Genomic DNA, 19,959 nt, shown 5'->3' with positions numbered 1-19,959 from the left:
CGTGGGATAGGGGCTGAAACAGCCAAAAAGTTAGCTGCAGGCGGAGCGGAATTTATAGGCGTTCATTACGCCAGTAATAGGGATGCTGCTTTAAAAGTTGTTGAAGATATTAAGGCGTTAGGCTCAAAGGCTGTGGCTCTGGAAGCAGACTTAACCACAGGTATTTCCGGTGTAACAAAGCTTTGGGCTGCATTTGAAGATGCTGTTCGTTCGGAAATTGGATCTGTGCAATTGGACATTTTAATCAATAACGCAGGTATTTGCCCGGCCATTCCATTTGAAGAAACGTCAATTGAATCGTTCGAAGATGTCATTAATGTTAATCTTACAGCTCCATACTTTCTTACTCAAGCAGCTAGCCCGTTTATACGGAACGGTGGACGAATCATTAACATTTCTACTGGCTTTACTCGTGTTGCCGGTCCAACGCATTCCGCTTATTCGGCTGCTAAGGGAGCCATTGAGACACTTTCTTTGGCGTTAGCTCCACATTTTGGATCAAGAGGTATTACTGTTAATGCAGTAAGGCCGGGAACTACGGATACTGATATGAACAAGGATTGGCTCGCAATCCCAGAAGCTCATGCTGCAGCAGCTGCAATGACTGCTTTCGGAAGAGTTGGCACCACTAAAGACGTTGCTGATGTAATTGTGTATGTAGCATCTGAGGAAGCGCGATGGATCACGGGGCAATATATTGATGCCACCGGAGGAACTAGGCTATAAGTATGTCTTTTTTAAATGGAATGTGGTTTTGACCACATTATCATTAATTGAAGCGTCAAGGAACATTTCAATGTCCTTGACGCTTTTTTGTTGGGGATTGCTTGCAAGTTGCACAACGCTCTCCTGCATTTTTTGTGGTTACTCGCGGGATGGGGATATCGATCGAGGTCTCATTCTATAAGATTGAACAAAATATTAAATGAGATGCTAATGCGTAAATAGTTCTTACGTCTTTTTCATACAAAACCGTGCTGCATTAAAACTTTGAGAATGTAGTTGCTCCAACAAAAAAGACAAGCTGAAAAACGCTTGTCTTTTCGATAGATATATGAAAGTTTTCTATTAAAGAAAGATAAAATTAGTTAATATCCGACTTAGCACTTATCTCTTTGTTGGCATATAATTCTTCAAGTAGTTTGAGCAATTTGTCGGTCGCCCTTTGGTACGCATCAGACCCTAAAAATAAATGGATCGGTGGGTTGGGGGAATTAACTAATTGAATGAAAACCTCTGCAGAAAAGGAGTATTATCCATATGAAAGCTATGGCTATAATAAGAGAATCCGGCATTGAAAGTACTGAAGAACAGAGACTTAGTATTACTGCTCAATCTGAGGGCATTGATGTAGCTTATTGGTATCAGATTTTCGAAGACAATTACAAAGACATTTATGATACACTACCAAAATTAGGTGCAGTGATTGTAACTAAGGTATCTAGAATTTCAAAAGAGGTAAAAGCTCTGGATGAATTTAAGATGATGCTAAATAACAATCATGTTAAGTTAATTTCGATGTTTAGCTAAACTGATGGACACTTTCTCATTAAGCTACCGGGTAACGTTAATTGAATAATGATGACACAGCGGCAACCTGCAGCTGATCTCATTTAAACGGATGGGGAGGATAGTAATTGGTAGGGTCATTATGAGAAGGCTGGGATGCCTTTTACATCATAATGTTATATTTTGTAGCTCCTATTCTTGTTCCGATACTTATAATAATTATCATTATACTTTGCCTTAAATATTTTAGAAAATGAGGCATATACAACGCCAACTTTATCCGTAGTTAATTAAACAAACGGGGAATTTAGCTCAGCAACGACAGTATGGTAGCTCACCACATGATGGAAGGGAAAAAGATGCAAAATCTTAGTTCAATTAAGAAACGGAACTGCCGGCATAATCGGCAGCTTCATTGCGTTAACAAGTATGTATAGAAGTTCTTGTCGTCCGAGAAATAAATAGATGTCGGTTGACAAGAACAAAGTATATCGTGGCTTTTTTATTTATGACATCAAGTTCTTGATCACGAACCAATGACATTTTCCGATTTTGACAAGAACTTGATGTCATTCCCGACAGCAGTTCCAAACAATTTTGTTAACTAACGGAACTCGTTAGTTCAATCATGACACGACGGCAGTCGGCCAATCACGATGGCATGGCCGCTTTTGACGGGCGAACGCGGCAATTACGAGCTTGAGGCACACCGTAAAGCGCAAGAGCAGCGTTTCGCTCAGGCGATGGAGCGTTTCGCCGTCGATGCGACTGTGTACATGACTGAGAACAGATTGGGAAATGCTACAGTGACTGGTTAGATATATTCACCGAGAATTTATTAGTTGACATCAGGCAAGCTGGGCTGTAGGCCGGACGACCAGCTCGTTCACATCGACGTCTACCGGCTGCTCAATCGCATAAGCAATGGCACGCGCGATGGCGGAAGCCGGAAGGGCGTCACGTCGGTACGATTTCATCAGTTCTCTTGCTTCATTATCTGAAATGCTCTCAGCGAGCTCAGACTCCGTCACACCAGGAGAGACGAGTGTTACCCGAATGTCGCCGCCAACCTCCTGCCGTAAACCTTCGGTGATGGCGCGAACGGCATATTTGGTCGCACAGTATACCGCTGCCGTCGGCGAAACCGCGTAAGCACCGATGGAAGCCACGTTAATCATGTGACCAGAATGCTGTGCTTTCATAATAGGGAGACCAGCAGCAATGCCATGCAGAACCCCGCGGATATTGACGTCGATCATTCGGTTCCATTCGTCGACTTTAAGGGCTTCCAAGGGAGAGAGGGGCATCACACCAGCGTTGTTCACGATGACATCAACACGGCCGAACCGGCTCTGAGCTAAGCGAACGATCGCCTGCATTTGGCCGATATTTGTAACGTCCAGCTGTTGATAAGCTACGGAACCTCCTTCAGACTCAATGAGCGAAGCCAGAGTTTCCAGTCTATCCACGCGCCTGGCCCCTATGACGACATGGGCGCCCTGACTAGCTAATAGCTTCGCCGTTGCTTCGCCGATCCCGCTACTTGCTCCTGTAATCACAATTACTTTTCCATTGATTTCGGACATTGTACATTTCTCCTTTTGAATTTATTCGTTCCAGTTGGTTGCTTTAATTTTTCTGTTATTTCTCACGATGAAGAACCATGCCGGCGTGATAGAGCACCGAATCGCGGAAATCGCCGTCAGCTGTAAACCCTGTATCATCCACATATTCGATATGGTCATCTACGATGGTATATCGTCCTTGGTAAGCGCTCTTCCGTTTTCCGCGCGCTTCGTCATACCGGCCGTTCGGTAGCAATTCATGCCGGATGAAACCATCTTTTGTCACCCACATTCCGACATAAGGATGGGGTTTAACGTTTAGCGTACTCATTGAGAATCATCTCCTTCCATGCTAAGAAACTTCGTACTTTGCAACGCATTTGTTACATGTCCATTATCATACCAGCGGTAAGCTGAGCGGTAGCAGGATCATACGAGATGATTGCCTAATCCTCCAGAAGAAGATAAAGTTAAGTTGTTCGTGGATAAAAGGGGGGACGAAGAGGATGGGTGATTGGTTCGAAAAACAAAGGAGAGAACTACTGCAAATTATCGAGAAATTCACACTGGAAGACGGGACGCACGACACGCAAGTTCCCGGTTTACGTTTGATTCGGACTTCCGAGTTATCCGAGCCGGTTTACTCCGTCTACGAACCTTCCCTATGCATCGTGGCGCAAGGTTCTAAAGTGGTTATGTTGGGGCAAGAGGTGTACCACTATGATCCAAGCAGCTATTTAACCGCTTCGGCACATTTACCGATTACAGGACAAGTGATGGAGGCTTCGAGAGAAACACCGTATTTAAGCCTGCAGATCCTATTCGATATGAACCAGATTCTTGATATCATGCAGGCATCTGGAGAGGCTATACGAGCAAAAGCTGAAGCCAGTCGGGGTTTGAAGGTAAGCCGGATGCAAGACACGCTGTTGGATGCGGTGCTGCGGCTTGTGAAACTGATCGAGACGCCGCAGGATATCCCAGTGCTTGCGCCGTATGTTATTCGAGAAATCATATATCGGGTGCTTCAGAACGAAAACAACGCGTCTTTGAAGCAATTTGCCGTCATCGGAAGTCATGCGCAACGAATCGCGGGGGTAGTCGAGAGGCTTAACCGCGACTTTGCCCAACCGCTACGGATTGACGAATTGGCAGCAGAGGCTCGTATGAGCGCCTCATCTTTGTACGACTATTTTAAGGAAGTCACGGGGATGAGTCCGATCCAGTTTCAAAAGCATATCCGATTGCAAGAGGCGCGTCGCCTGATCTTCTCCGGATCGATCGATGCGGCAGAAGCAGCGTTTCAAGTCGGTTACGAGAGCCCATCGCATTTTAGCCGGGAATATGCGCGGATGTTTGGATTACCGCCAGTCCGGGACGTTCGCCGTTTGCGTAGTTATCTTGTTGACGGTATCACGGTTTCCGAATAGTTTTAATGGAGGATAACTGGATCGCATGTTTAAATCGTTGAAATACCTTAGTTCAGTAGGACTTAGAAACAGCAGCTCATATTGTGGCTGCCGTTTCGTGCTTCAATTCTTGTCAACATGAGTCGTTCAACTTCAAAACGGTATGTGGCGGCGCGGACGTCGTCATCGATTGCACAGAGGCATGGGCAGCAAAATCTCGGCCTTTCGAATCGCTGAGAGGGGAAGGACATCAAGTTCTTGTCATTTATGATATCAAGTTGTTGTCATCCGACAGCACGGATATGTCGGAAGACAACAACATCTATACAATTAAAGTCGCATAAACAGCGGCTTTTTTATTTATTGTATAGAAGTTCTTGTCGTCAGCTCAAGACAAGAACTTCTATACAGCCGCCGAGATCCCCGAAAAATGCACGATTTATTAAGCTAACGGGCAGATTACGTCAATGAACCATAATCAGATATTTATTTCGATTACAATCACTGGCATATTTTTCATACTAAAACAACTAAAACTTACCAATGGACTTGGAGGAAGAAGACATTCAGGAAAATTCCGTTCGAGTGTGAACGCCGCGGTAAATCGACTGAGTGACAGCATCATTTCAATCGCCTATTCATGGTTCCTGACCACTGCGCATACGGACGAAGAAATCGATGCAACGATGACGGCGGCGAACGGATGGGTTTTTCGGAAGATAACGTTTCGGATTCCTATGCGGATAACATCATTAGGGTAATCGCTCTTAAATGAGATTTAAAATTTAGTTTATATGCCCAGCTTATATTAATAATTTTCCCCGCGATAATAGCGCTTAAGTTTTTCTTCCAAATGAACGAGCTGAGCTTCCTTCTCCTCAATATCTTTCAGCAGCTTTTGCTTCTGATCTTCAATCAGTTTGATTCTCTCCGGCAGGGTTGAGGTTCCTTCGTTCACCTTATCATAATACTTTTTGATGTCCTCCACACTCATCCCGGTTTCGCGAAGACATTTGATAAAGACTAGCCATCTCAGATCATCATCCGTATAAAGACGGTTGTTCTGCTCGCTTCGGGTAGCAGGTTTCAACAGTCCCTTTCTTTCGTAAAAGCGGATCGCTCCAATATTGATCCCGACTTCCTTCGCCACTTCTCCAATCGTTAACATACTAACCCTCTTTTATAAAAATTAATTGTTGACCTACACTAAGTGTAGCATAGTAACTTATAAATCGTTAAAGAAAAATCAAATTAGGGAAAGAAGGATTCGCATGAAAAAGACCGCCTTTGTAACCGGAGCAAATAAAGGAATCGGAATTGAAATCGTTAAGCAGTTAGGTGAAGCAGGCTGGAAAGTCATCCTTGGCGCACGCAGTGCCGAACGGGGTGAAGCAGCCGTTTCCGAGTTAACTTCCAAGGGGTTAGATGTAGAATTTGTACAAATCGACATGGGTGACTTAAAAACTATCGAACAGGCAACCGATACGATCAACAAGAATTATCCAGACTTGAAGCTTCTGATCAATAACGCTGGTATGCCTGGCGCTTTCTCCCGTTCTTTTACGGATACCAAAGAGGAAGATCTGCGGAATGCCTTCGAAGTTAACTTTTTCGGGACCTTCCGTTTGAACCAGCGTTTGTTTCCGTTAATCAAACATAACGAAGGCACAATCGTCAATGTATCGACCGACATGGCTTCTCTGGACCATATGCAAAATGCTGAATTTACTTTAAACGCATTCGATTATAACTCATCTAAAACGGCCAACAATGCCATGACACTTTCAATGGCTTATGAAGTCAAAAACAGCAGTGCTCAAGTATTCGCGGTAACGCCTGGATTCACCTCAACAGATCTTAACGGCAATGCCGCAGGCGGTAAATCGAAAGAAGCCGCCGCTGCGATTATAGTGGGTTATGCGACAGATCGCAAACGTCATAACGGCGAATTCTTGGATGAGAAGGGCGTTTACGCCTGGTAACACGCAACTGCCGAAAGCAAAAACTCTTGCCGCCCATTTCGCGGACAAGAGTTTTTTGCGTACAAGATTCTAGGTAAAATAAATTAAGCATATCGGAAGTCGGGGTAACCCACTATTAAACTAAACGAGGAACGATAACGTGGAACTACCGCAGCAACAGCCTCTAGCATGTCGCGACCAAAGCCGGCCTTGGCCTGAACAGCCATACCGTGGGACACCGCCATCACGAATGCAACTAGCGCAGCACAGTTAGCGGTTTCCGGCAGATCTCCCTCCTGCTTTGCCCGTTCGAAGCGATCACGCAGCAACGCCTCTCCCTCTGCACGCGAATCGATCAGGGCAAGCCGAATCGATTCGGCATCGTCCGAGCAAGCCAAGGCGCCGTGGATTCCTAGACATCCCCTGTGATCCGGGTAACGAGTCTGCAATTCGGCCGCGCTGAAGAGGATATGTGAGACTACCTCCCGAAAGGTTGGCAGCTCCATCGCCGCCGGGATGAAATCCATATAGTGCTCGTAGTAGCGAGCCAGCGCTCGGCGAAACAACGCTTCCTTATTGCCAAATGCCGAATAGAGCGCGGGTCGTTCGACACCCGTGGCCTGCGTCAGGTCGGTGTACGACACACCCTCATAGCCTTTGCGCCAAAACACGCAAATTGCGGCGTCCAGTGCCTGATCCACATCGAATTCGCGGTTACGTCCCATCAGTCAGATCACCTCGCTTTTTTTGTAACGGCCCATTGGTGAAATACTTTGCCGTCTGGATATTGCATCACACATCAGGCGCCAAAACCGACCCGCGCTGTTGGCCAATCTCGCCAGAGGCGACGCATCATCCTAACATGATGCGACCTGACTCCCCTGCCATAGAGAGAATGATATGTGATCAAAAAAATATAACACAACTTAACGTAATGATCGTTAGGGTATTGACAATTCACACTAAGATGTATAATATCAATTAACATAACGATCGTTATGATATTATACCGAATAGAGGGGCTGGCGTCCAGTGGCGTACAAAAAGGTTCTTTTTATGCAGAAATCATTGATGGGCTAAGCGAAGATTTTTTTACAAAATGAGGTACTGCCAGCCAAATAGCTTTCAACCGGTATAAAAAAGTTTTTGCCAAAAAGTGATTAAAATTTCTCTCAAAAAGGAGTAGGGATGATATGTCGACGAATGAAGGAAGATTCAGTGGTAAAGTTGCTTTGATTACAGGGGCAAGTCGTGGGATAGGGGCTGAAACAGCCAAAAAGTTAGCTGCAGGCGGAGCGGAATTTATAGGCGTTCATTACGCCAGTAATAGGGATGCTGCTTTAAAGTTGTTGAAGATATTAAGGCGTTAGGCTCAAAGGCTGTGGCTCTGGAAGCAGACTTAACCACAGGTATTTCCGGTGTAACAAAGCTTTGGGCTGCATTTGAAGATGCTGTTCGTTCGGAAATTGGATCTGTGCAATTGGACATTTTAATCAATAACGCAGGTATTTGCCCGGCCATTCCATTTGAAGAAACGTCAATTGAATCGTACGAAGATGTCATTAATGTTAATCTTACAGCTCCATACTTTCTTACTCAAGCAGCTAGCCCGTTTATACGGAACGGTGGACGAATCATTAACATTACTACTGGCTTTACTCGTGTTGCCGGTCCAACGCATTCCGCTTATTCGGCTGCTAAGGGAGCCATTGAGACACTTTCTTTGGCGTTAGCTCCACATTTTGGATCAAGAAGTATTACTGTTAATGCAGTAAGGCCGGGAACTACGGATACTGATATGAACAAGGATTGGCTCGCAATCCCAGAAGCTCATGCTGCAGCAGCTGCAATGACTGCTTTCGGAAGAGTTGGCACCACTAAAGACGTTGCTGATGTAATTGTGTATGTAGCATCTGAGGAAGCGCGATGGATCACGGGGCAATATATTGATGCCACCGGAGGAACTAGGCTATAAGTATGTCTTTTTTAAATGGAATGTGGTTTTGACCACATTATCATTAATTGAAGCGTCAAGGAACATTTCAATGTCCTTGACGCTTTTGTGCGCTTGGCAGCGCAATCGACTAAGGAGTGAAAGTCTCCAGCATACCGCGTGGTGGCGGAAGTGCTAGCTGACAGGCAGTGCGTAGTCTGCGAAGATGCGTACGGAGGGCTTAAAGGCAAATCCCGGAACAGGCGGCAAATACCAGATTGGCTGTCGAGGCCTGATGACCCTGCAAAAGAAGGGGATGTCCTATACCACCATAGGCTTCGAAAGTTAAGAGGACTGGATTCGGGGGGAAGTCGGTTGACGTGACCCAGGGAGATCTCATCGTTTCCGCTTAGGGCGGTAACTTTGTCCAAGATCGTGACGGTCAAGGACGAGGCTACGGATGGTGAGAGGTCAGACGTAGGGATAGTAGCGAAAAAGCTTGCCAGAAAGGCCGCAAAGGCAAGTGAATCGGCGCGTATCGCCGATGCAAGCTCCGACCCAAAAGGCGGAGACTTGTGCGAAGCCTGAAACCGTGAAAGAAGAGTGAATGAGGGAAGCCATGAGCCAGACAGGAGCCGGGGAGCTAGGTGTCATTGGCATAATAAAAATACCCACTTCGGGCGGACCTGGACTTGCCGTGCAATTTCCTGCGATAGGGCAACGATCTGCTTGGTGTCCAATTGAAGCTGCTGCCGATAGGCAAACAATACCGTCTGCGCAGCAATGACGACATGGTGCGTTGGTTCCGCCCCCCACCATTTTAAAAAATCGGATCTCGTTGAATGATGCTTTGCTCGAGTTATCGTCCTGTTTCTGTGATCGTGAACAAGGCCTGGCTACTCGTACTTAAATTCTGGAATACCGCACTTTCGTATACTACGACTTTGTCACTTGACAAACTACCTACTAGATGGTAGGCTAATGATATGAAAAATTTATCTTCTACCCATGATGACATTCTGGCTTGTGCGCGTAATCTGATCGTCTCTGGCGGCTACAACGGTTTCAGTTATGCCGACATCGCGGATGTGGTTGGGATTCGAAAGGCGAGCATCCATCACCATTTCCCAAGCAAGGTCGATCTGGTGCGAACGCTGGTTGCGCGGTATCGAGAAGAAGCTGAAGTGGGGATGGCGAATCTTGAACTTCAGGTATCCGAACCGCTCGAACTGCTTCGGTTCTACGCTGGTTATTGGGAAGCCTGTATTGCGGACGACAGCGCTCCATTTTGTATCTGCGCGCTGTTGGCAAGCCAACTCCCCGTCCTGCCCGAGGAAGTTGGCCTTGAAGTCCGGGCGCATTTCCGCTCCCTGTCGGCGTGGTTGACATCCGTGCTGGAGCGCGGCGTGCGGCACGGGCAACTTCAACTGACGAGTACACCTCGTGCCGAGGCCGAAGCGTTCATGGTGGTGGTTCACGGCGCGATGCTTTCGGCGCGGGCCTATGGCGATCCGAAGATATTCGGCGTCGTTATAGGGCAGCTCTTGGAGCGACTCGCTTCGCGATCCCTTTGTGATGGAAGCCGTGACAGTGATGGTTGCAGTCATGATCAGCGAGATGAAAGGAGGTCGACATGACTCCGCTAGCTTAACCCTTCTAGAGAGCAGGCTACATATTACTGAGGATAAGCTCAACTTACGAACAAATCGCATGATATCCGCCAAGTGCCGATATATCACATGCTGACCACACATTGTCAGTCTACAGTGAATACGGCGAATTTGATCACGGTCCTTCGCTTGATTGCGTGAAGGCAGTTGCCGCGTTCGAACAGGGACCAGTGCATGATGAGGCAATCCGCGCTGGCAGGCAAATTCTTCATCGTGCTGGCGCGAATGCCGATGCCTTCATCCATCACCATCATGATTGACTATGCCGCATCAGGCGCGCTCTATTTTCTTGTTTCATCCATGTGGCTGACCGTGAGCCAATTGCAGCGGAAAGCTGCATAGGCCGGCCATCTTAAGCCATCAACGACTCGATCAGAGATGCTGTCAGCCGCTAGTTTCGGCTCGCGCCAATCTATCGACAGAACAAAACAAATTACCCATGTCCTTAAGGACTAGAAGGAGACAATTATGTTTGGAATTTCACCACTCGGCTGGTTGCATACGCTCGGCAGCTTGCCCGCCATTCCGCTGGCTATATATATGTTTGCTCGCTACGGACGGATTGTGCCTCGGTCAAAGCCCGGTATCGTCTACTTCATTTCGATGCTGATCGGCTCTATTACAGTATTCATCGTCGCAAAATCGTCGGCCAGCTATGGCATTGGCGCGGTAACGACCCTGCTGCTGCTCGCCGGATACGGCATCGAGCGTATTTCGAGCTTTAATCGTGCGGGCAAGTACCTCGAAACAATCTTCCTCACCCTGACAGCGTTTCTGCTGATGTTGCCGACCGTTACCGAAACCCTGACCCGTGTTCCAAACGGCCACCCCATAGTCACCGATCTGAAATCGCCAATTCTTCTAGGCTCTCAAGCCATTCTTTTCGTCATTCTCATCGTTGGCATGACAGCCCAAATCGTCCATTTGCGCAGGCAGGGCAGGCTCGCGAAATTCGACTCGACTGCCAAGATGTAAGCAGAATGATGTTGAAGGGCAGATAATACGACGGCGTTCAACACCGATGATCGAACGTCAATGGGGAGTGCCGTCCTCGCTAGGGTCGCGCATTCCCCTCGCGTCGCTGATCCAGACGCTCGCCGTCGCCGAATACCTGAACTTCTGCCATGCGGCCAACGCGCTCGGAGTCAGCCTGTCGAGCATCAGCGCCCGCGTGAAAACGCTGGAGGAATACCTTGGCATCCTCTTGTTCGAGCGCCATGCGCGGGGCGTCCGGCTGACAGAGGCCGGCAGGCATTTCGTCGAGCTTGCTTCCTTGTACCATCTGCCTCGGCGAATGCCGAGAGGATATTAAATTAAAAAGGAGTTGCAAAACATGTCATTAACTCAAGCTTTAGTGGAAGCCAAACAGGAATTTATTGCGCATACCCCTTTTGAGATTCAAACGAAGATGTTCCGTCAGATCCGGGAGCAGCAGGAATCCGGCATTGCTTACGGCCTGCAGGTGGGGCAGAAGGCAAAGGATTTTACACTCAAGAATGCTTTGGGAGAAACGGTTAACCTTTATGATGAACTGTCCAAAGGACCTGTTGTCCTGACTTTCTACCGTGGCGGATGGTGCCCCTTCTGCAACAGGCAGCTTAAGTCCTATCAGAAGCTACTGCCGGACATCGAAGCCCTTGGGGGCCAGTTGATCGCGGTTAGCCCGCAAAGCCCGGACAACACGCTTTCCCAGCAGGAGAAGGAAGAGCTGACCTTCCAAGTGCTTAGCGACACAAACGGTCTCGTGGCCGCTTTCTATAACATCCTTTACGACGTTCCGGATTACATCCAGGACATTATGAAACAAATAGGCATGGACCTAGCGGAATACAACGCGACGAACCGCTGGATCCTGCCGATTCCTTCCACCTTTATGATCGACGAATCCGGCATTATCCGTTCCGCCTACGTGAATCCGGACTTTATGCAGCGGTTGGATCCTGAGAATATTCTGCATGAATTGAGAAAGCTTTAATTATTGACTCAACTTTCGCAGCTTCAAACATAGCCTAAACCCTTGAAACAGTAAGCATAGAAGCCAAATAATTCTTGTCTCTTGACGACGGCGTGGACATCATCTGCATAGGTCTGAATATTGTTACCGTCGTAAGTATGATCGGATTTGACCAGTAAATTGAGTCAAATCAAACAGCCGACTCTTATTTTGCACGGTGTTAAAGATCAAACCGTTCCATTTGCAGTTGCGGAAGCCTTGCATAAGGGAATCAAAAACTCCAAGCTGGTGCCTTTCGAAAACAGCGGCCACGGCGTCTTCTATGATGAGAAAGACAAGTACAACCAAGAGATCCTTAATTTTGTAAATAAAAAGTAAGTTCTAGCTCGCTTTGAGAACAGCTCATTTGTGAAATACAGCGGCGCTAGAGATGCTACTCTTGCGCCGCCATATAAAAAAACCAATTTTATAGGAGTGTTACGAGAATGATTAAAATGGAAAAGACATTGTACACGGCTACTGTAAACGTTGAAGGTGGAAGAGATGGAAAAGCAGTTTCCACCGACGGCAATCTTAACTTGGACTTGAGATATCCTAAGGAAATGGGTGGTAACGGAGGCGGAACAAATCCGGAGCAATTGTTCGCTGCAGGATTTGCGGCATGTTTTGAGGGTGCGATGGGTATTGCTCTTAGAAAAAGGAGTATCAAACCGGAAGGTATATCGATCGTTTCCAATGTTTCGATCGGTAAAGATGCCAACGACGGATTTGTACTAGCAGTGAATATGGACATCACATTAAAGGGTTTAGAATTAGACGTGGCTAAGCAAATAGTAGCAGAAGCCCATCTCACGTGCCCATATGCCAAAGCAACTGTCGGCAATATCGAAGTCATTACAAACGTTGTTGGTTAATCCGTGATCCATGCACACGAGCGGCGCCCCTTGTCGATTTACGGACAATGGGCGTTTTTAAATGGTGTAATAAACGAAGGGGCTGTCTCAAAAGGGCCTACCGCAGATACCGCAGGCTCACCTTGATCTCGCGGGTTCCTTGCGCCTTCGTACAGGCAGACTTAAGCGGACAACCCTCACAGACATCCAAGTATTTTCTTTTCAAGATGCGGCTTCAGGCACCATTTTACCAAAGAGGGATTTCTTTTTGCGTTTTTAAGGGGAATTCTTGATAGAAATCGATGATGAAAAGAGGGGCATGTGTCTCCTGGAGGAACGAAGTGTCGGCCTTTGTCGTCGTGAAATCTCCTTGTATAACTCAGTTGTAATTGTCAAAGTAGGCGAAATATTTAAAGAAGATGGATTGAAGGTCATTGGGTTCAATGAATATTTTGATACTATTGTCGGCGAACGAATGGTTTCGGAGAGTTCATTGAATGGAATTTATCTGACACAAATTGTATCAGATGCGTCTGTATTAGATCGACTTATTGAAAAAGATGAGGGATTGCGCGACAAAGTCGTAGGCATCAATAACACTCGTTCACGTGGCAAACGAAAGAAATACAAATTGGGGACAATCTTCAAAAATGGCGATTATTTATTAACTGCATTTTCGAGGTTCGACGAAGATAATCGAGCATATCTGTATATGAACGATTACATCAATCTGCTTTTAAATTTGTGGAACGAAATAGACAAGGTTTATGCCGGCCGATCTGTAACAATCCCTCTTATGGGATCTGGCATTACGCGCTTCAAGGAGTACTCACATATTACAGAACAAGAATTATTAGAGTTGCTCCTTTGGTCGTTTAAAATAAGCAGAATAAAATTTACATACCCAGCCAAAGTCACATTTGTAGTTCATGATTCAAAAAAAGATAAGGTTAATTTTTATAAGCTTAGGGGGGGTTATCTAAATGGCATATCGCGACGGAACTTATGTTGCATTTGATACCGTATGGGGAGCATATCAGAAAGCGGGCAACTTCCATCCTGACCAAGGATTTATTGACAGCTAGAATCCTTAATTATGACAAAGTCGCCTTGCTTATGGATAAAACAACATCTCCATAGCAATAATAGTGCGAAAACGTGATTTTTCGTAAATCTTCAACTCACAACTCGAAGAACGAAGGGGCATTGGTCACAACTTGAACGAATCCCTAGAGATAATAGGAAGAACGATCCTTGCCTATTTATGGCTATGGTTGTACACGAGGTTGATCGGCATGCGCCTGATTGCGCAGAGCTCGTACCATTTGTTCGTGCTTACGATGATGATCACAACGATCGTCGATAATATGGCATTCAATTTTGATGTTCGTCATAAGTTTAATCGGATATGCGCTGATGAGAATATCGTTGAACAGCGAGAAGGCCGACGCCGTTATTTCAGGAGAGCCGATAACGGAGGTAGGACTTGTGTGATCATAATCCATTATCCATTTTTGACATTTGACGATACAGTAATTATATAAATTGACATTTGATAATGCGGCAGGTGACATTTTGTATATACAAAAAGCCCTTTTAAAGGGCTAATTTGATGACATTTTATGTTACAGCGGACATGGTGTTAAAATTACAATACAACAACGATTTAAATGAAAATGATCAATTTAATTCAAATTGGTCTCAATTTACTTACAATGAGTATATGCCTAATATTCACCTTTGGGGCTGTGCGATGAGCGAGAGATATGAATATTCGACACTACTAGAATCACAGATTCAAAGAGCATTACGACGTAACTTTACTATAGGTTGTCATATTAACAAACCAGATATGTCTTGGTTAGGTAAAATCGAGCATACTCATGAAGAGTTATCTTCACTTCGCTTCGAGTTTAGTTCTTATCCGATAGTAGATGATTGTTCTCTTTCACTGCTCAAAAATTTAACAGAGAAACGCATAATCAAGTATCGGAAAGAGAATTTTCCTAGGCGGGAGAAGCAAGATCTCAGTGCTCTAAAACGTTCACGATTGAGAAAGATTAGAAAGATGTACTCCCAAGCTTATTATCGCTGGGATCCAATTGAGGAACGAATTCTTTACTTTCTATTAGAAAAGCAAATGCCGATTGATGAAATAGTCAAGTATTTGAAGCGAACTCCTGCTGAAATCAAAAGAAGAATCGAGAAAACTAAAGAAATATAAAGTGCTATTAGTAACAACCAATAAGTCATGTGCTTTTTATCTGGAAACCACTTGCTCTCATTTCAAATATCTATCTATCTCCTCCGAAATACAACACTTGGACAGGGATTTTATTATTCCTTGTGATCTCAAAGGATATGTCTAACTTAGTTACTATTAGTTATGGCTCTTGAACTAAAAACGTCAATATAGCACAAACTTAACGTCAAAAATAAAGTAAAATTTGGCTTGTTTTTAAGGTTTTTACCGTCAAAATTAAATAAAGTTGACATCTGGTGTGAGTTGTAACTCAGATTGTCACTAGTTGGAACGTCTATTGTCACCGATTTTGAACATAGTTTTTGTCACAAGAGTATTGTAAAAAGCCTGATCAGTATTGGTTTTGTTGTATTTGTTTGAAAGTATGCTATTCAAAAAACGAGGGGTAAATTCCACTGTGGGTTATAACATCAATTGAGACTAAGTTGCTTTTTCCCGAAACTGGCCAAATCGTTGTCCCCTTTGCACGCGAATCTACGGCCAGGCGACGAAGAGTGAAGCATGTTTGCGAAAAGAAGCCTGCTGCCTGCTTTGAAGTGCACCCCTTAGAATAGACATTGGATTAAACCCCTAGGTTATCCGATGAAATTCTAGGGGGTGTATTATTTATGCCATTGAAAAAGGGACAAAAACTTAAAACATTTCAGAAGAGTTAAAGAAGGAAGCGATACGCCTTCATATTGTTGAAGGATGGACGTATCGTAAAATCAATGAGCATCTGGGCATCTTAGATCCTGGTAGAATGAAGCGGTGGATGCGGAAATATCGGGAACAAGGTGAGTTTGGCTTGTTAGATCAACTCGGGCGGAAAGAAGATTATGTAGATCAAGATCGGTACGTGCAGAAGCTCAAACGGGAGAACGACATGCTAAAAAAGTGTTTAGGAATCTGGATACGGGAGGTGAAGAACAAAAATTTAGAACAATTGAAACAGCAGCCGAGAGCTACCCTGTCAGCACGCTCTGTAAGCTCTTCAACGTCTCCCGAAGTGGGTACTATGCCTTCCTTAAACGTAAACACATTGATAAAGACCAGGAAGCGAAAGCGCTGATTCAAAATGTGTACAACAGATATAATGGTGTCTATGGCTATCGACAAATCCAGCTTTTCCTGCTGCAAGACCATGGCGTTCAGATGAATCACAAGAAGGTTCTGCGGATTATGCAGCTGTTGGGCGTACGCTCACAGGTTCGTCGTAAACATCGTAAAAATTATGCTTCATCAACTGGGGAGCGTGTAGCCAAGAACCTGTTGAAACAGGACTTCCACGCCTCTCGACCGGCCGAGAAGTGGGTAACGGATATTACGCAATACCGAGTTGGTGATTAATGGATATATCTATCGGCGATTAAGATCTGTTTAACAATGAAATTGTAGCCTACAAGATGAGTTCTCGTAACGACAACGAGCTTGTACTACAGACGTTTAAGCAAGCATTTAAAAAGCAAAAGGACGTGACTGGATTGATCGTTCACAGCGACCAAGGATTCCAGTACACGTCCCATGCCTACCACGACATGCTTCCAAAGGTTGGCGCCCAAATCAGCATATCTCGTCGGGGCAATTGTTATGACAACGCCTCAATGGAGAGCTTCTTCTCGCATCTCAAAACGGAAGGGCTCTATCCATATACTATCCGAAATGTAGTCGAGGCACAAAGAAAAATCGAAGAGTTCATCCAATTTTATAACCATCATCGACCACAGCGAAGGCTGAAAAAGCTGCCTCCGGTAGCTTACCGAAAGCAGCTCTTAGCATAGGTTTGTTTCATTGTCTACTTAAAGGGGTCTTGACCACTTACAAAAGCGGGAGCTGCGGGCTTTCTTCTCGCGTTGCTTGGGTCAGTCGCTTTCGGTGCTGCCCGGTTGGCGTGAAAGAGAATTGTTTACGCGTTGATCTTCCCTGCGCGAGCCTCCTTACGTGCTGCTCGGGAAGCCGCGCCGACGCGTAAGTAACCGAAAGCCGCGGCCGACATGAGCGCGGCGACGGCGACGCCGGCGGCTCCTATCCAGGTGACGGCGGTCAGCGAAACGCCTTCCACGACAACTCCGCCAATGCCCGCGCCAGCAGCAAAGGCGAGCTGCACGACAGAGGTGTTCAGGCTAAGCATGATGCCAGTCGCTTCGGGCGCGAGCGAGATCAGATAATACTGCTGCGTTGGGCTGGACGACCAGGCGGAGAGGGCCCAGAGCATGAGCAGCGGAAACATCAACCACGGCGAATGGGCGGCGAACGAAATCACGACCAGCCAGGCCACGTGCAACAGCATGCCGGTCACCAGCGTGGGCTTGAATCCCCAACGGTCGGTACCGAATCCGCCCAGCTTGGAGCCGATCAGACTGGCGATGCCGAACGCGAGCAGCGCGATGCTGACGAATTTCTCGCTCATGCCCGTAATATTGAGCAGGAAGGGGGAAATATACGTGTTGGTGATGGAATAGCCGCCGATCCAAAAGAACGTGATGCCAAGCGCGAAGACGATTTTCGGATTCTTGAGCAGCTTTAGCTGGTCGCGCAGCGGTACCGGCTGCTCACCGTCCGTCTTCGGAATCGCGAAGGCGATGAGCAGCAGCGCCAGCAGTCCGAGCAGTCCCATGCCACCAAAAACTACCTTCCAGTCATAGGTGGAAGCGACTAGCCGGCCGAGCGGTACGCCGACGATCAGCGCCGTACTGAAGCCCATGGTGAGCGTGGCTATGGCGCTACCTTGCTTCTCCGCCGGTGCGAGCTTCGCGGCGACCGTGAACGACGTGACGACGAATACTCCGCTGCTGAGCGCTACGATAACGCGGGAAACGATGAGAGCACCGAAGCCTGAGAACAAGAAGGCTGCGACGTTACCGACGATGAAAACCGAGAGCGCGTATAGCATCAGCTTTTTGCGGTCGACTTTGGCAGCGACCGCAATCAGGAAAGGCGTCCCGAACCCGTAAGCAAGGGAGAACACGGTGATCAGCTGGCCTGCCGCTGCGACGGAGACGCCGAGATCGTCGGATACTTTATCCAGTATGCCGGCTATGATGAATTCGGATGTGCCGACGAGAAAGCTGACTAAAGCCAGCATATAAATTTTCAAATTGTAAGACATACTTCCAACTCCTTATCCGTATCGCTCTTTATAATATTTTATATTTATAGATAAGACGAAAAAAAATGCTACCCCAGCAGATATGGGGCATACTTTTGCGCGACTTGTTTATTGACGCTGTAATAAATGTACGTGCCGTCTTTGCGCAGCGTGAGCAGGCCGCATTCCGTAAGCTGCTTCAAGTGATGCGACCGCGTAGAACCGGCAACGGACTCGAGCTTGCTGCCGATGTCGGAGCAGCGGAGTTTCATCTCTTCCGTAAGAAGCATCGCTGTTTTGATCCGGGTCGGCTCTCCGAGTGCTTTGTAGACTTTCACTGCCTGTTTGACTTCTTCGTTATCCTCGACCATGGGTTCTCACAGCTACTCCACAGGCATGTCGTTGACCAATTGAGGGGGACGGCCACGACGACGAAGTCACCAGCCTCGTCAATGAGGTCCTTCAACGTCTCGGGTTCTCGTGAATTGGCAATGACGACCTCATACCCGTTCGCGATCGCCGGACGCGCGATTTGGCTGCCGACCTCGCCCGCGCCAATGATGCCGACTACTGTCATGAGTATGTACCTTTCGTGCCTACCATTTCCTCGCTTTTCGCCCAAAGCAGCTCGGCTGTGTTATCGTTGAGCGCATACGACCTTACGCCGTCGGCAAAACGGGTTTGTCGTGTCATCAATCTGCGCGACCGCAGAATCTTCGAGATAGCGTCCGCCGATTTCGTCTTTGTTAGCCACTACTACGGCCCAGACCGACGTTGCGGCTGCCTGCGCGATGACTCACTCCAAGATGATCCGTCGCGCCCTAGCGAGATTGGCGATCAGCTCAGCACGGGTCTGATGCAAGTGCGCATCCCAAGCTGGCTGGCGGTAACTGCTACGCCATGACTCGCTCAGCGGACTGTTGTCGACAGTATCGAAACCGAACTGGTCGTACAGCCGCGTCACGAGTTCCGTAGCCTCAGGAAAGTTGCTCGAGACCGACAACGCATGGCGGTCGGGGGCACCAGCTGGTCTGCTCGAAATGAAGAGGCGGGAGGCTTGGATGTGGGTGAAGGCCTGCGCCACCTTCGAGGTAGGAAGTTGCTTCTGGCGGAGCTCATGAATTGTCATCTCACCAGAGTTGATCATGGGGAAATGGCCATCGCGCCAAGGAATGTAGTTGTTCGTGTCGAGCACGATCTTGCCCGCGAGCTGCTCCACAGGCATGTCGTTGACCAGCTTGAGCGGGACGGCCACGACGACGAAGTCACCAGCCTCGGCAGCGCCGGCCGCAGTCGCGGCGTGTGCTGACGGGCCGAGCTCGTCAATGAGGTCCTTCAACGTCTCGGGTCCTCGTGAATTGGCAATGACGACCTCATACCCGTTCGCGATCGCCGCACGCGCGATCTGGCTGCCGACCTCGCCCGCACCAATGATGCCGACTACTGTCTTAAATTTACTAGTCATATGTTTTCTCCTTTAATTGCGTATTTTTTAATTTAGAAGCTTTGCTCTTTATCGGCCAGGTCTTTGACATACCGATGCTGAGCGCTTCTCTGCATCAGATTGGCAGGTTCAAAGATCACAATAAACTCCTTGGTCGGTTGACTGCGATTACAACTAGCGCACGTCAGAATGCTTGGCAGGTGCCCATGCATTGGCACCTGCTCCGGACAGTCTTAGATTCCGCCGGCTATATTGATGGTCTCACCGGTGATGTAGCCCCCATGTGGTCCG

Annotated in this window: 26 protein-coding genes and 1 pseudogene; 19 read left to right on the top strand and 8 right to left on the bottom strand. The window is 47.1% G+C overall.

All coding sequences use genetic code 11. The features are described from left to right. Both ACFQ88_RS24835 and ACFQ88_RS24830 read left to right on the top strand, forming a co-directional pair. Positions 1–726: SDR family NAD(P)-dependent oxidoreductase (locus ACFQ88_RS24835; RefSeq protein WP_379457858.1), on the top strand; the 726-nt coding region annotated here is incomplete at its 5' end. A 534-nt stretch (positions 727–1,260) separates the two neighbouring features. Next, complete coding sequence (locus ACFQ88_RS24830; protein WP_379457856.1) at positions 1,261–1,530, top strand: hypothetical protein; 270 nt, start codon at positions 1,261–1,263, stop codon at positions 1,528–1,530. An 827-nt stretch (positions 1,531–2,357) separates the two neighbouring features. Here ACFQ88_RS24830 and ACFQ88_RS24825 read toward each other — a convergent pair. Both ACFQ88_RS24825 and ACFQ88_RS24820 read right to left on the bottom strand, forming a co-directional pair. After that, positions 2,358–3,095 (bottom strand): SDR family oxidoreductase, encoded by a 738-nt coding sequence (locus ACFQ88_RS24825; RefSeq protein ID WP_379457854.1) that lies wholly within the window; start codon positions 3,093–3,095, stop codon positions 2,358–2,360. A gap of 55 nt (positions 3,096–3,150) precedes the next feature. Beyond that, positions 3,151–3,405 (bottom strand): Atu4866 domain-containing protein, encoded by a 255-nt coding sequence (locus ACFQ88_RS24820; RefSeq protein WP_379457852.1) that lies wholly within the window; start codon positions 3,403–3,405, stop codon positions 3,151–3,153. A 175-nt stretch (positions 3,406–3,580) separates the two neighbouring features. Here ACFQ88_RS24820 and ACFQ88_RS24815 point away from each other — a divergent pair, with 175 nt between their 5' ends. After that, the gene (locus tag ACFQ88_RS24815; RefSeq protein ID WP_379457850.1) at positions 3,581–4,504 is read left to right on the top strand and encodes an AraC family transcriptional regulator; all 924 of its coding nucleotides are present in this window, start codon (positions 3,581–3,583) and stop codon (positions 4,502–4,504) included. A gap of 787 nt (positions 4,505–5,291) precedes the next feature. Here ACFQ88_RS24815 and ACFQ88_RS24810 read toward each other — a convergent pair. After that, positions 5,292–5,651, bottom strand: a complete 360-nt coding sequence (locus ACFQ88_RS24810; RefSeq protein ID WP_379457848.1) for a MerR family transcriptional regulator — start codon at positions 5,649–5,651, stop codon at positions 5,292–5,294. Positions 5,652–5,754: 103 nt separating this feature from the next. Between ACFQ88_RS24810 and ACFQ88_RS24805 the strand changes: the two genes are divergently transcribed. Continuing rightward, entirely contained in the window at positions 5,755–6,465 is a 711-nt protein-coding gene (locus tag ACFQ88_RS24805) for an SDR family NAD(P)-dependent oxidoreductase (RefSeq protein ID WP_379457846.1), read from the top strand. 83 nt (positions 6,466–6,548) lie between these two features. Here ACFQ88_RS24805 and ACFQ88_RS24800 read toward each other — a convergent pair whose 3' ends face one another. Next, complete coding sequence (locus tag ACFQ88_RS24800; protein WP_379457844.1) at positions 6,549–7,169, bottom strand: TetR/AcrR family transcriptional regulator; 621 nt, start codon at positions 7,167–7,169, stop codon at positions 6,549–6,551. Between the two features lie 468 nt (positions 7,170–7,637). Here ACFQ88_RS24800 and ACFQ88_RS24795 point away from each other — a divergent pair, with 468 nt between their 5' ends. The 15 genes and pseudogenes from ACFQ88_RS24795 to ACFQ88_RS24725 all read left to right on the top strand — a co-directional run bounded on the left by ACFQ88_RS24795 (position 7,638) and on the right by ACFQ88_RS24725 (position 16,917). After that, entirely contained in the window at positions 7,638–7,814 is a 177-nt protein-coding gene (locus ACFQ88_RS24795; RefSeq protein WP_379457842.1) for an SDR family NAD(P)-dependent oxidoreductase, read from the top strand. A gap of 11 nt (positions 7,815–7,825) precedes the next feature. Next, positions 7,826–8,419 carry an SDR family NAD(P)-dependent oxidoreductase gene (locus ACFQ88_RS24790; RefSeq protein ID WP_379457840.1) on the top strand — a complete coding sequence of 198 codons (594 nt, stop codon included), beginning with the start codon at positions 7,826–7,828 and terminating at the stop codon, positions 8,417–8,419. A 381-nt stretch (positions 8,420–8,800) separates the two neighbouring features. Beyond that, positions 8,801–8,965 carry a hypothetical protein gene (locus ACFQ88_RS24785; RefSeq protein WP_379457838.1) on the top strand — a complete coding sequence of 55 codons (165 nt, stop codon included), beginning with the start codon at positions 8,801–8,803 and terminating at the stop codon, positions 8,963–8,965. 398 nt (positions 8,966–9,363) lie between these two features. After that, a complete protein-coding gene (locus ACFQ88_RS24780) occupies positions 9,364–10,014 on the top strand; it encodes a TetR/AcrR family transcriptional regulator (protein WP_379457836.1) in 651 nt (216 codons plus the stop codon). A 207-nt stretch (positions 10,015–10,221) separates the two neighbouring features. Beyond that, entirely contained in the window at positions 10,222–10,389 is a 168-nt protein-coding gene (locus ACFQ88_RS24775; RefSeq protein ID WP_379457834.1) for a hypothetical protein, read from the top strand. 126 nt (positions 10,390–10,515) lie between these two features. After that, the gene (locus ACFQ88_RS24770) at positions 10,516–11,022 is read left to right on the top strand and encodes a hypothetical protein (RefSeq protein WP_379457832.1); all 507 of its coding nucleotides are present in this window, start codon (positions 10,516–10,518) and stop codon (positions 11,020–11,022) included. Between the two features lie 46 nt (positions 11,023–11,068). Then, positions 11,069–11,359, top strand: a complete 291-nt coding sequence (locus ACFQ88_RS24765; protein WP_379457830.1) for a helix-turn-helix domain-containing protein — start codon at positions 11,069–11,071, stop codon at positions 11,357–11,359. Between the two features lie 21 nt (positions 11,360–11,380). Next, positions 11,381–12,022, top strand: coding sequence for a peroxiredoxin-like family protein (locus tag ACFQ88_RS24760; RefSeq protein WP_379457828.1), 642 nt, complete (start codon positions 11,381–11,383; stop codon positions 12,020–12,022). Positions 12,023–12,181: 159 nt separating this feature from the next. Next, positions 12,182–12,379 carry an alpha/beta fold hydrolase gene (locus ACFQ88_RS24755; protein WP_379457826.1) on the top strand — a complete coding sequence of 66 codons (198 nt, stop codon included), beginning with the start codon at positions 12,182–12,184 and terminating at the stop codon, positions 12,377–12,379. Between the two features lie 116 nt (positions 12,380–12,495). After that, the gene (locus ACFQ88_RS24750; protein WP_379457998.1) at positions 12,496–12,915 is read left to right on the top strand and encodes an organic hydroperoxide resistance protein; all 420 of its coding nucleotides are present in this window, start codon (positions 12,496–12,498) and stop codon (positions 12,913–12,915) included. Between the two features lie 268 nt (positions 12,916–13,183). Beyond that, positions 13,184–13,912 carry a macro domain-containing protein gene (locus ACFQ88_RS24745; RefSeq protein WP_379457824.1) on the top strand — a complete coding sequence of 243 codons (729 nt, stop codon included), beginning with the start codon at positions 13,184–13,186 and terminating at the stop codon, positions 13,910–13,912. A 594-nt stretch (positions 13,913–14,506) separates the two neighbouring features. Beyond that, positions 14,507–15,118 carry a hypothetical protein gene (locus ACFQ88_RS24740; protein WP_379457822.1) on the top strand — a complete coding sequence of 204 codons (612 nt, stop codon included), beginning with the start codon at positions 14,507–14,509 and terminating at the stop codon, positions 15,116–15,118. Positions 15,119–15,797: 679 nt separating this feature from the next. Beyond that, a pseudogene (locus ACFQ88_RS24735) lies at positions 15,798–15,908 on the top strand (hypothetical protein); the annotation flags it as partial. Positions 15,909–16,033: 125 nt separating this feature from the next. Then, positions 16,034–16,486: an IS3 family transposase gene (locus ACFQ88_RS24730; protein ID WP_379457811.1), complete on the top strand. Its 453-nt coding sequence runs from the start codon at positions 16,034–16,036 to the stop codon at positions 16,484–16,486. A 56-nt stretch (positions 16,487–16,542) separates the two neighbouring features. After that, positions 16,543–16,917: an integrase core domain-containing protein gene (locus tag ACFQ88_RS24725; protein ID WP_379457809.1), complete on the top strand. Its 375-nt coding sequence runs from the start codon at positions 16,543–16,545 to the stop codon at positions 16,915–16,917. 125 nt (positions 16,918–17,042) lie between these two features. Here the strand turns inward: ACFQ88_RS24725 and ACFQ88_RS24720 are convergent, their stop codons facing one another. The 4 genes from ACFQ88_RS24720 to ACFQ88_RS24705 form a co-directional block, all read right to left on the bottom strand. After that, complete coding sequence (locus ACFQ88_RS24720; RefSeq protein WP_379457807.1) at positions 17,043–18,245, bottom strand: MFS transporter; 1,203 nt, start codon at positions 18,243–18,245, stop codon at positions 17,043–17,045. A 68-nt stretch (positions 18,246–18,313) separates the two neighbouring features. Then, a complete protein-coding gene (locus ACFQ88_RS24715) occupies positions 18,314–18,595 on the bottom strand; it encodes an ArsR/SmtB family transcription factor (RefSeq protein WP_379457805.1) in 282 nt (93 codons plus the stop codon). Then, positions 18,559–18,801 carry an NAD(P)-binding domain-containing protein gene (locus ACFQ88_RS24710; RefSeq protein ID WP_379457803.1) on the bottom strand — a complete coding sequence of 81 codons (243 nt, stop codon included), beginning with the start codon at positions 18,799–18,801 and terminating at the stop codon, positions 18,559–18,561. Before ACFQ88_RS24710 ends, ACFQ88_RS24715 begins: the two co-directional genes overlap by 37 nt. Positions 18,802–19,020: 219 nt before the next feature. Continuing rightward, positions 19,021–19,689 carry an NADPH-dependent F420 reductase gene (locus tag ACFQ88_RS24705; protein ID WP_379457801.1) on the bottom strand — a complete coding sequence of 223 codons (669 nt, stop codon included), beginning with the start codon at positions 19,687–19,689 and terminating at the stop codon, positions 19,021–19,023. Positions 19,690–19,959: the final 270 nt, after the last annotated feature.

Origin of the sequence: Paenibacillus sp. NPDC056579, from assembly GCF_042793215.1 — a bacterium.
Taxonomy (GTDB): Bacteria; Bacillota; Bacilli; order Paenibacillales; family NBRC-103111; genus Paenibacillus_S.
Note: the sequence above shows the minus strand (reverse complement) of the source record. Positions and strands in the feature narration are given on the sequence as shown.

Excerpts from the sequence above, each read along its gene's own strand:
- ACFQ88_RS24830 (WP_379457856.1), top strand. The coding sequence starts at position 1,261 with ATGAAAGCTATGGCTATAATAAGAGAATCCGGCATTGAAAGTACTGAA.
- ACFQ88_RS24825 (WP_379457854.1), bottom strand. The coding sequence starts at position 3,095 with ATGTCCGAAATCAATGGAAAAGTAATTGTGATTACAGGAGCAAGTAGC.
- ACFQ88_RS24820 (WP_379457852.1), bottom strand. The coding sequence starts at position 3,405 with ATGAGTACGCTAAACGTTAAACCCCATCCTTATGTCGGAATGTGGGTG.
- ACFQ88_RS24815 (WP_379457850.1), top strand. The coding sequence starts at position 3,581 with ATGGGTGATTGGTTCGAAAAACAAAGGAGAGAACTACTGCAAATTATC.
- ACFQ88_RS24810 (WP_379457848.1), bottom strand. The coding sequence starts at position 5,651 with ATGTTAACGATTGGAGAAGTGGCGAAGGAAGTCGGGATCAATATTGGA.
- ACFQ88_RS24805 (WP_379457846.1), top strand. The coding sequence starts at position 5,755 with ATGAAAAAGACCGCCTTTGTAACCGGAGCAAATAAAGGAATCGGAATT.
- ACFQ88_RS24800 (WP_379457844.1), bottom strand. The coding sequence starts at position 7,169 with ATGGGACGTAACCGCGAATTCGATGTGGATCAGGCACTGGACGCCGCA.
- ACFQ88_RS24795 (WP_379457842.1), top strand. The coding sequence starts at position 7,638 with ATGTCGACGAATGAAGGAAGATTCAGTGGTAAAGTTGCTTTGATTACA.
- ACFQ88_RS24780 (WP_379457836.1), top strand. The coding sequence starts at position 9,364 with ATGAAAAATTTATCTTCTACCCATGATGACATTCTGGCTTGTGCGCGT.
- ACFQ88_RS24775 (WP_379457834.1), top strand. The coding sequence starts at position 10,222 with ATGATGAGGCAATCCGCGCTGGCAGGCAAATTCTTCATCGTGCTGGCG.
- ACFQ88_RS24770 (WP_379457832.1), top strand. The coding sequence starts at position 10,516 with ATGTTTGGAATTTCACCACTCGGCTGGTTGCATACGCTCGGCAGCTTG.
- ACFQ88_RS24765 (WP_379457830.1), top strand. The coding sequence starts at position 11,069 with ATGATCGAACGTCAATGGGGAGTGCCGTCCTCGCTAGGGTCGCGCATT.
- ACFQ88_RS24760 (WP_379457828.1), top strand. The coding sequence starts at position 11,381 with ATGTCATTAACTCAAGCTTTAGTGGAAGCCAAACAGGAATTTATTGCG.
- ACFQ88_RS24750 (WP_379457998.1), top strand. The coding sequence starts at position 12,496 with ATGGAAAAGACATTGTACACGGCTACTGTAAACGTTGAAGGTGGAAGA.
- ACFQ88_RS24740 (WP_379457822.1), top strand. The coding sequence starts at position 14,507 with ATGACATTTTATGTTACAGCGGACATGGTGTTAAAATTACAATACAAC.
- ACFQ88_RS24725 (WP_379457809.1), top strand. The coding sequence starts at position 16,543 with ATGAGTTCTCGTAACGACAACGAGCTTGTACTACAGACGTTTAAGCAA.
- ACFQ88_RS24720 (WP_379457807.1), bottom strand. The coding sequence starts at position 18,245 with ATGTCTTACAATTTGAAAATTTATATGCTGGCTTTAGTCAGCTTTCTC.
- ACFQ88_RS24715 (WP_379457805.1), bottom strand. The coding sequence starts at position 18,595 with ATGGTCGAGGATAACGAAGAAGTCAAACAGGCAGTGAAAGTCTACAAA.
- ACFQ88_RS24710 (WP_379457803.1), bottom strand. The coding sequence starts at position 18,801 with ATGACAGTAGTCGGCATCATTGGCGCGGGCGAGGTCGGCAGCCAAATC.
- ACFQ88_RS24705 (WP_379457801.1), bottom strand. The coding sequence starts at position 19,689 with ATGACTAGTAAATTTAAGACAGTAGTCGGCATCATTGGTGCGGGCGAG.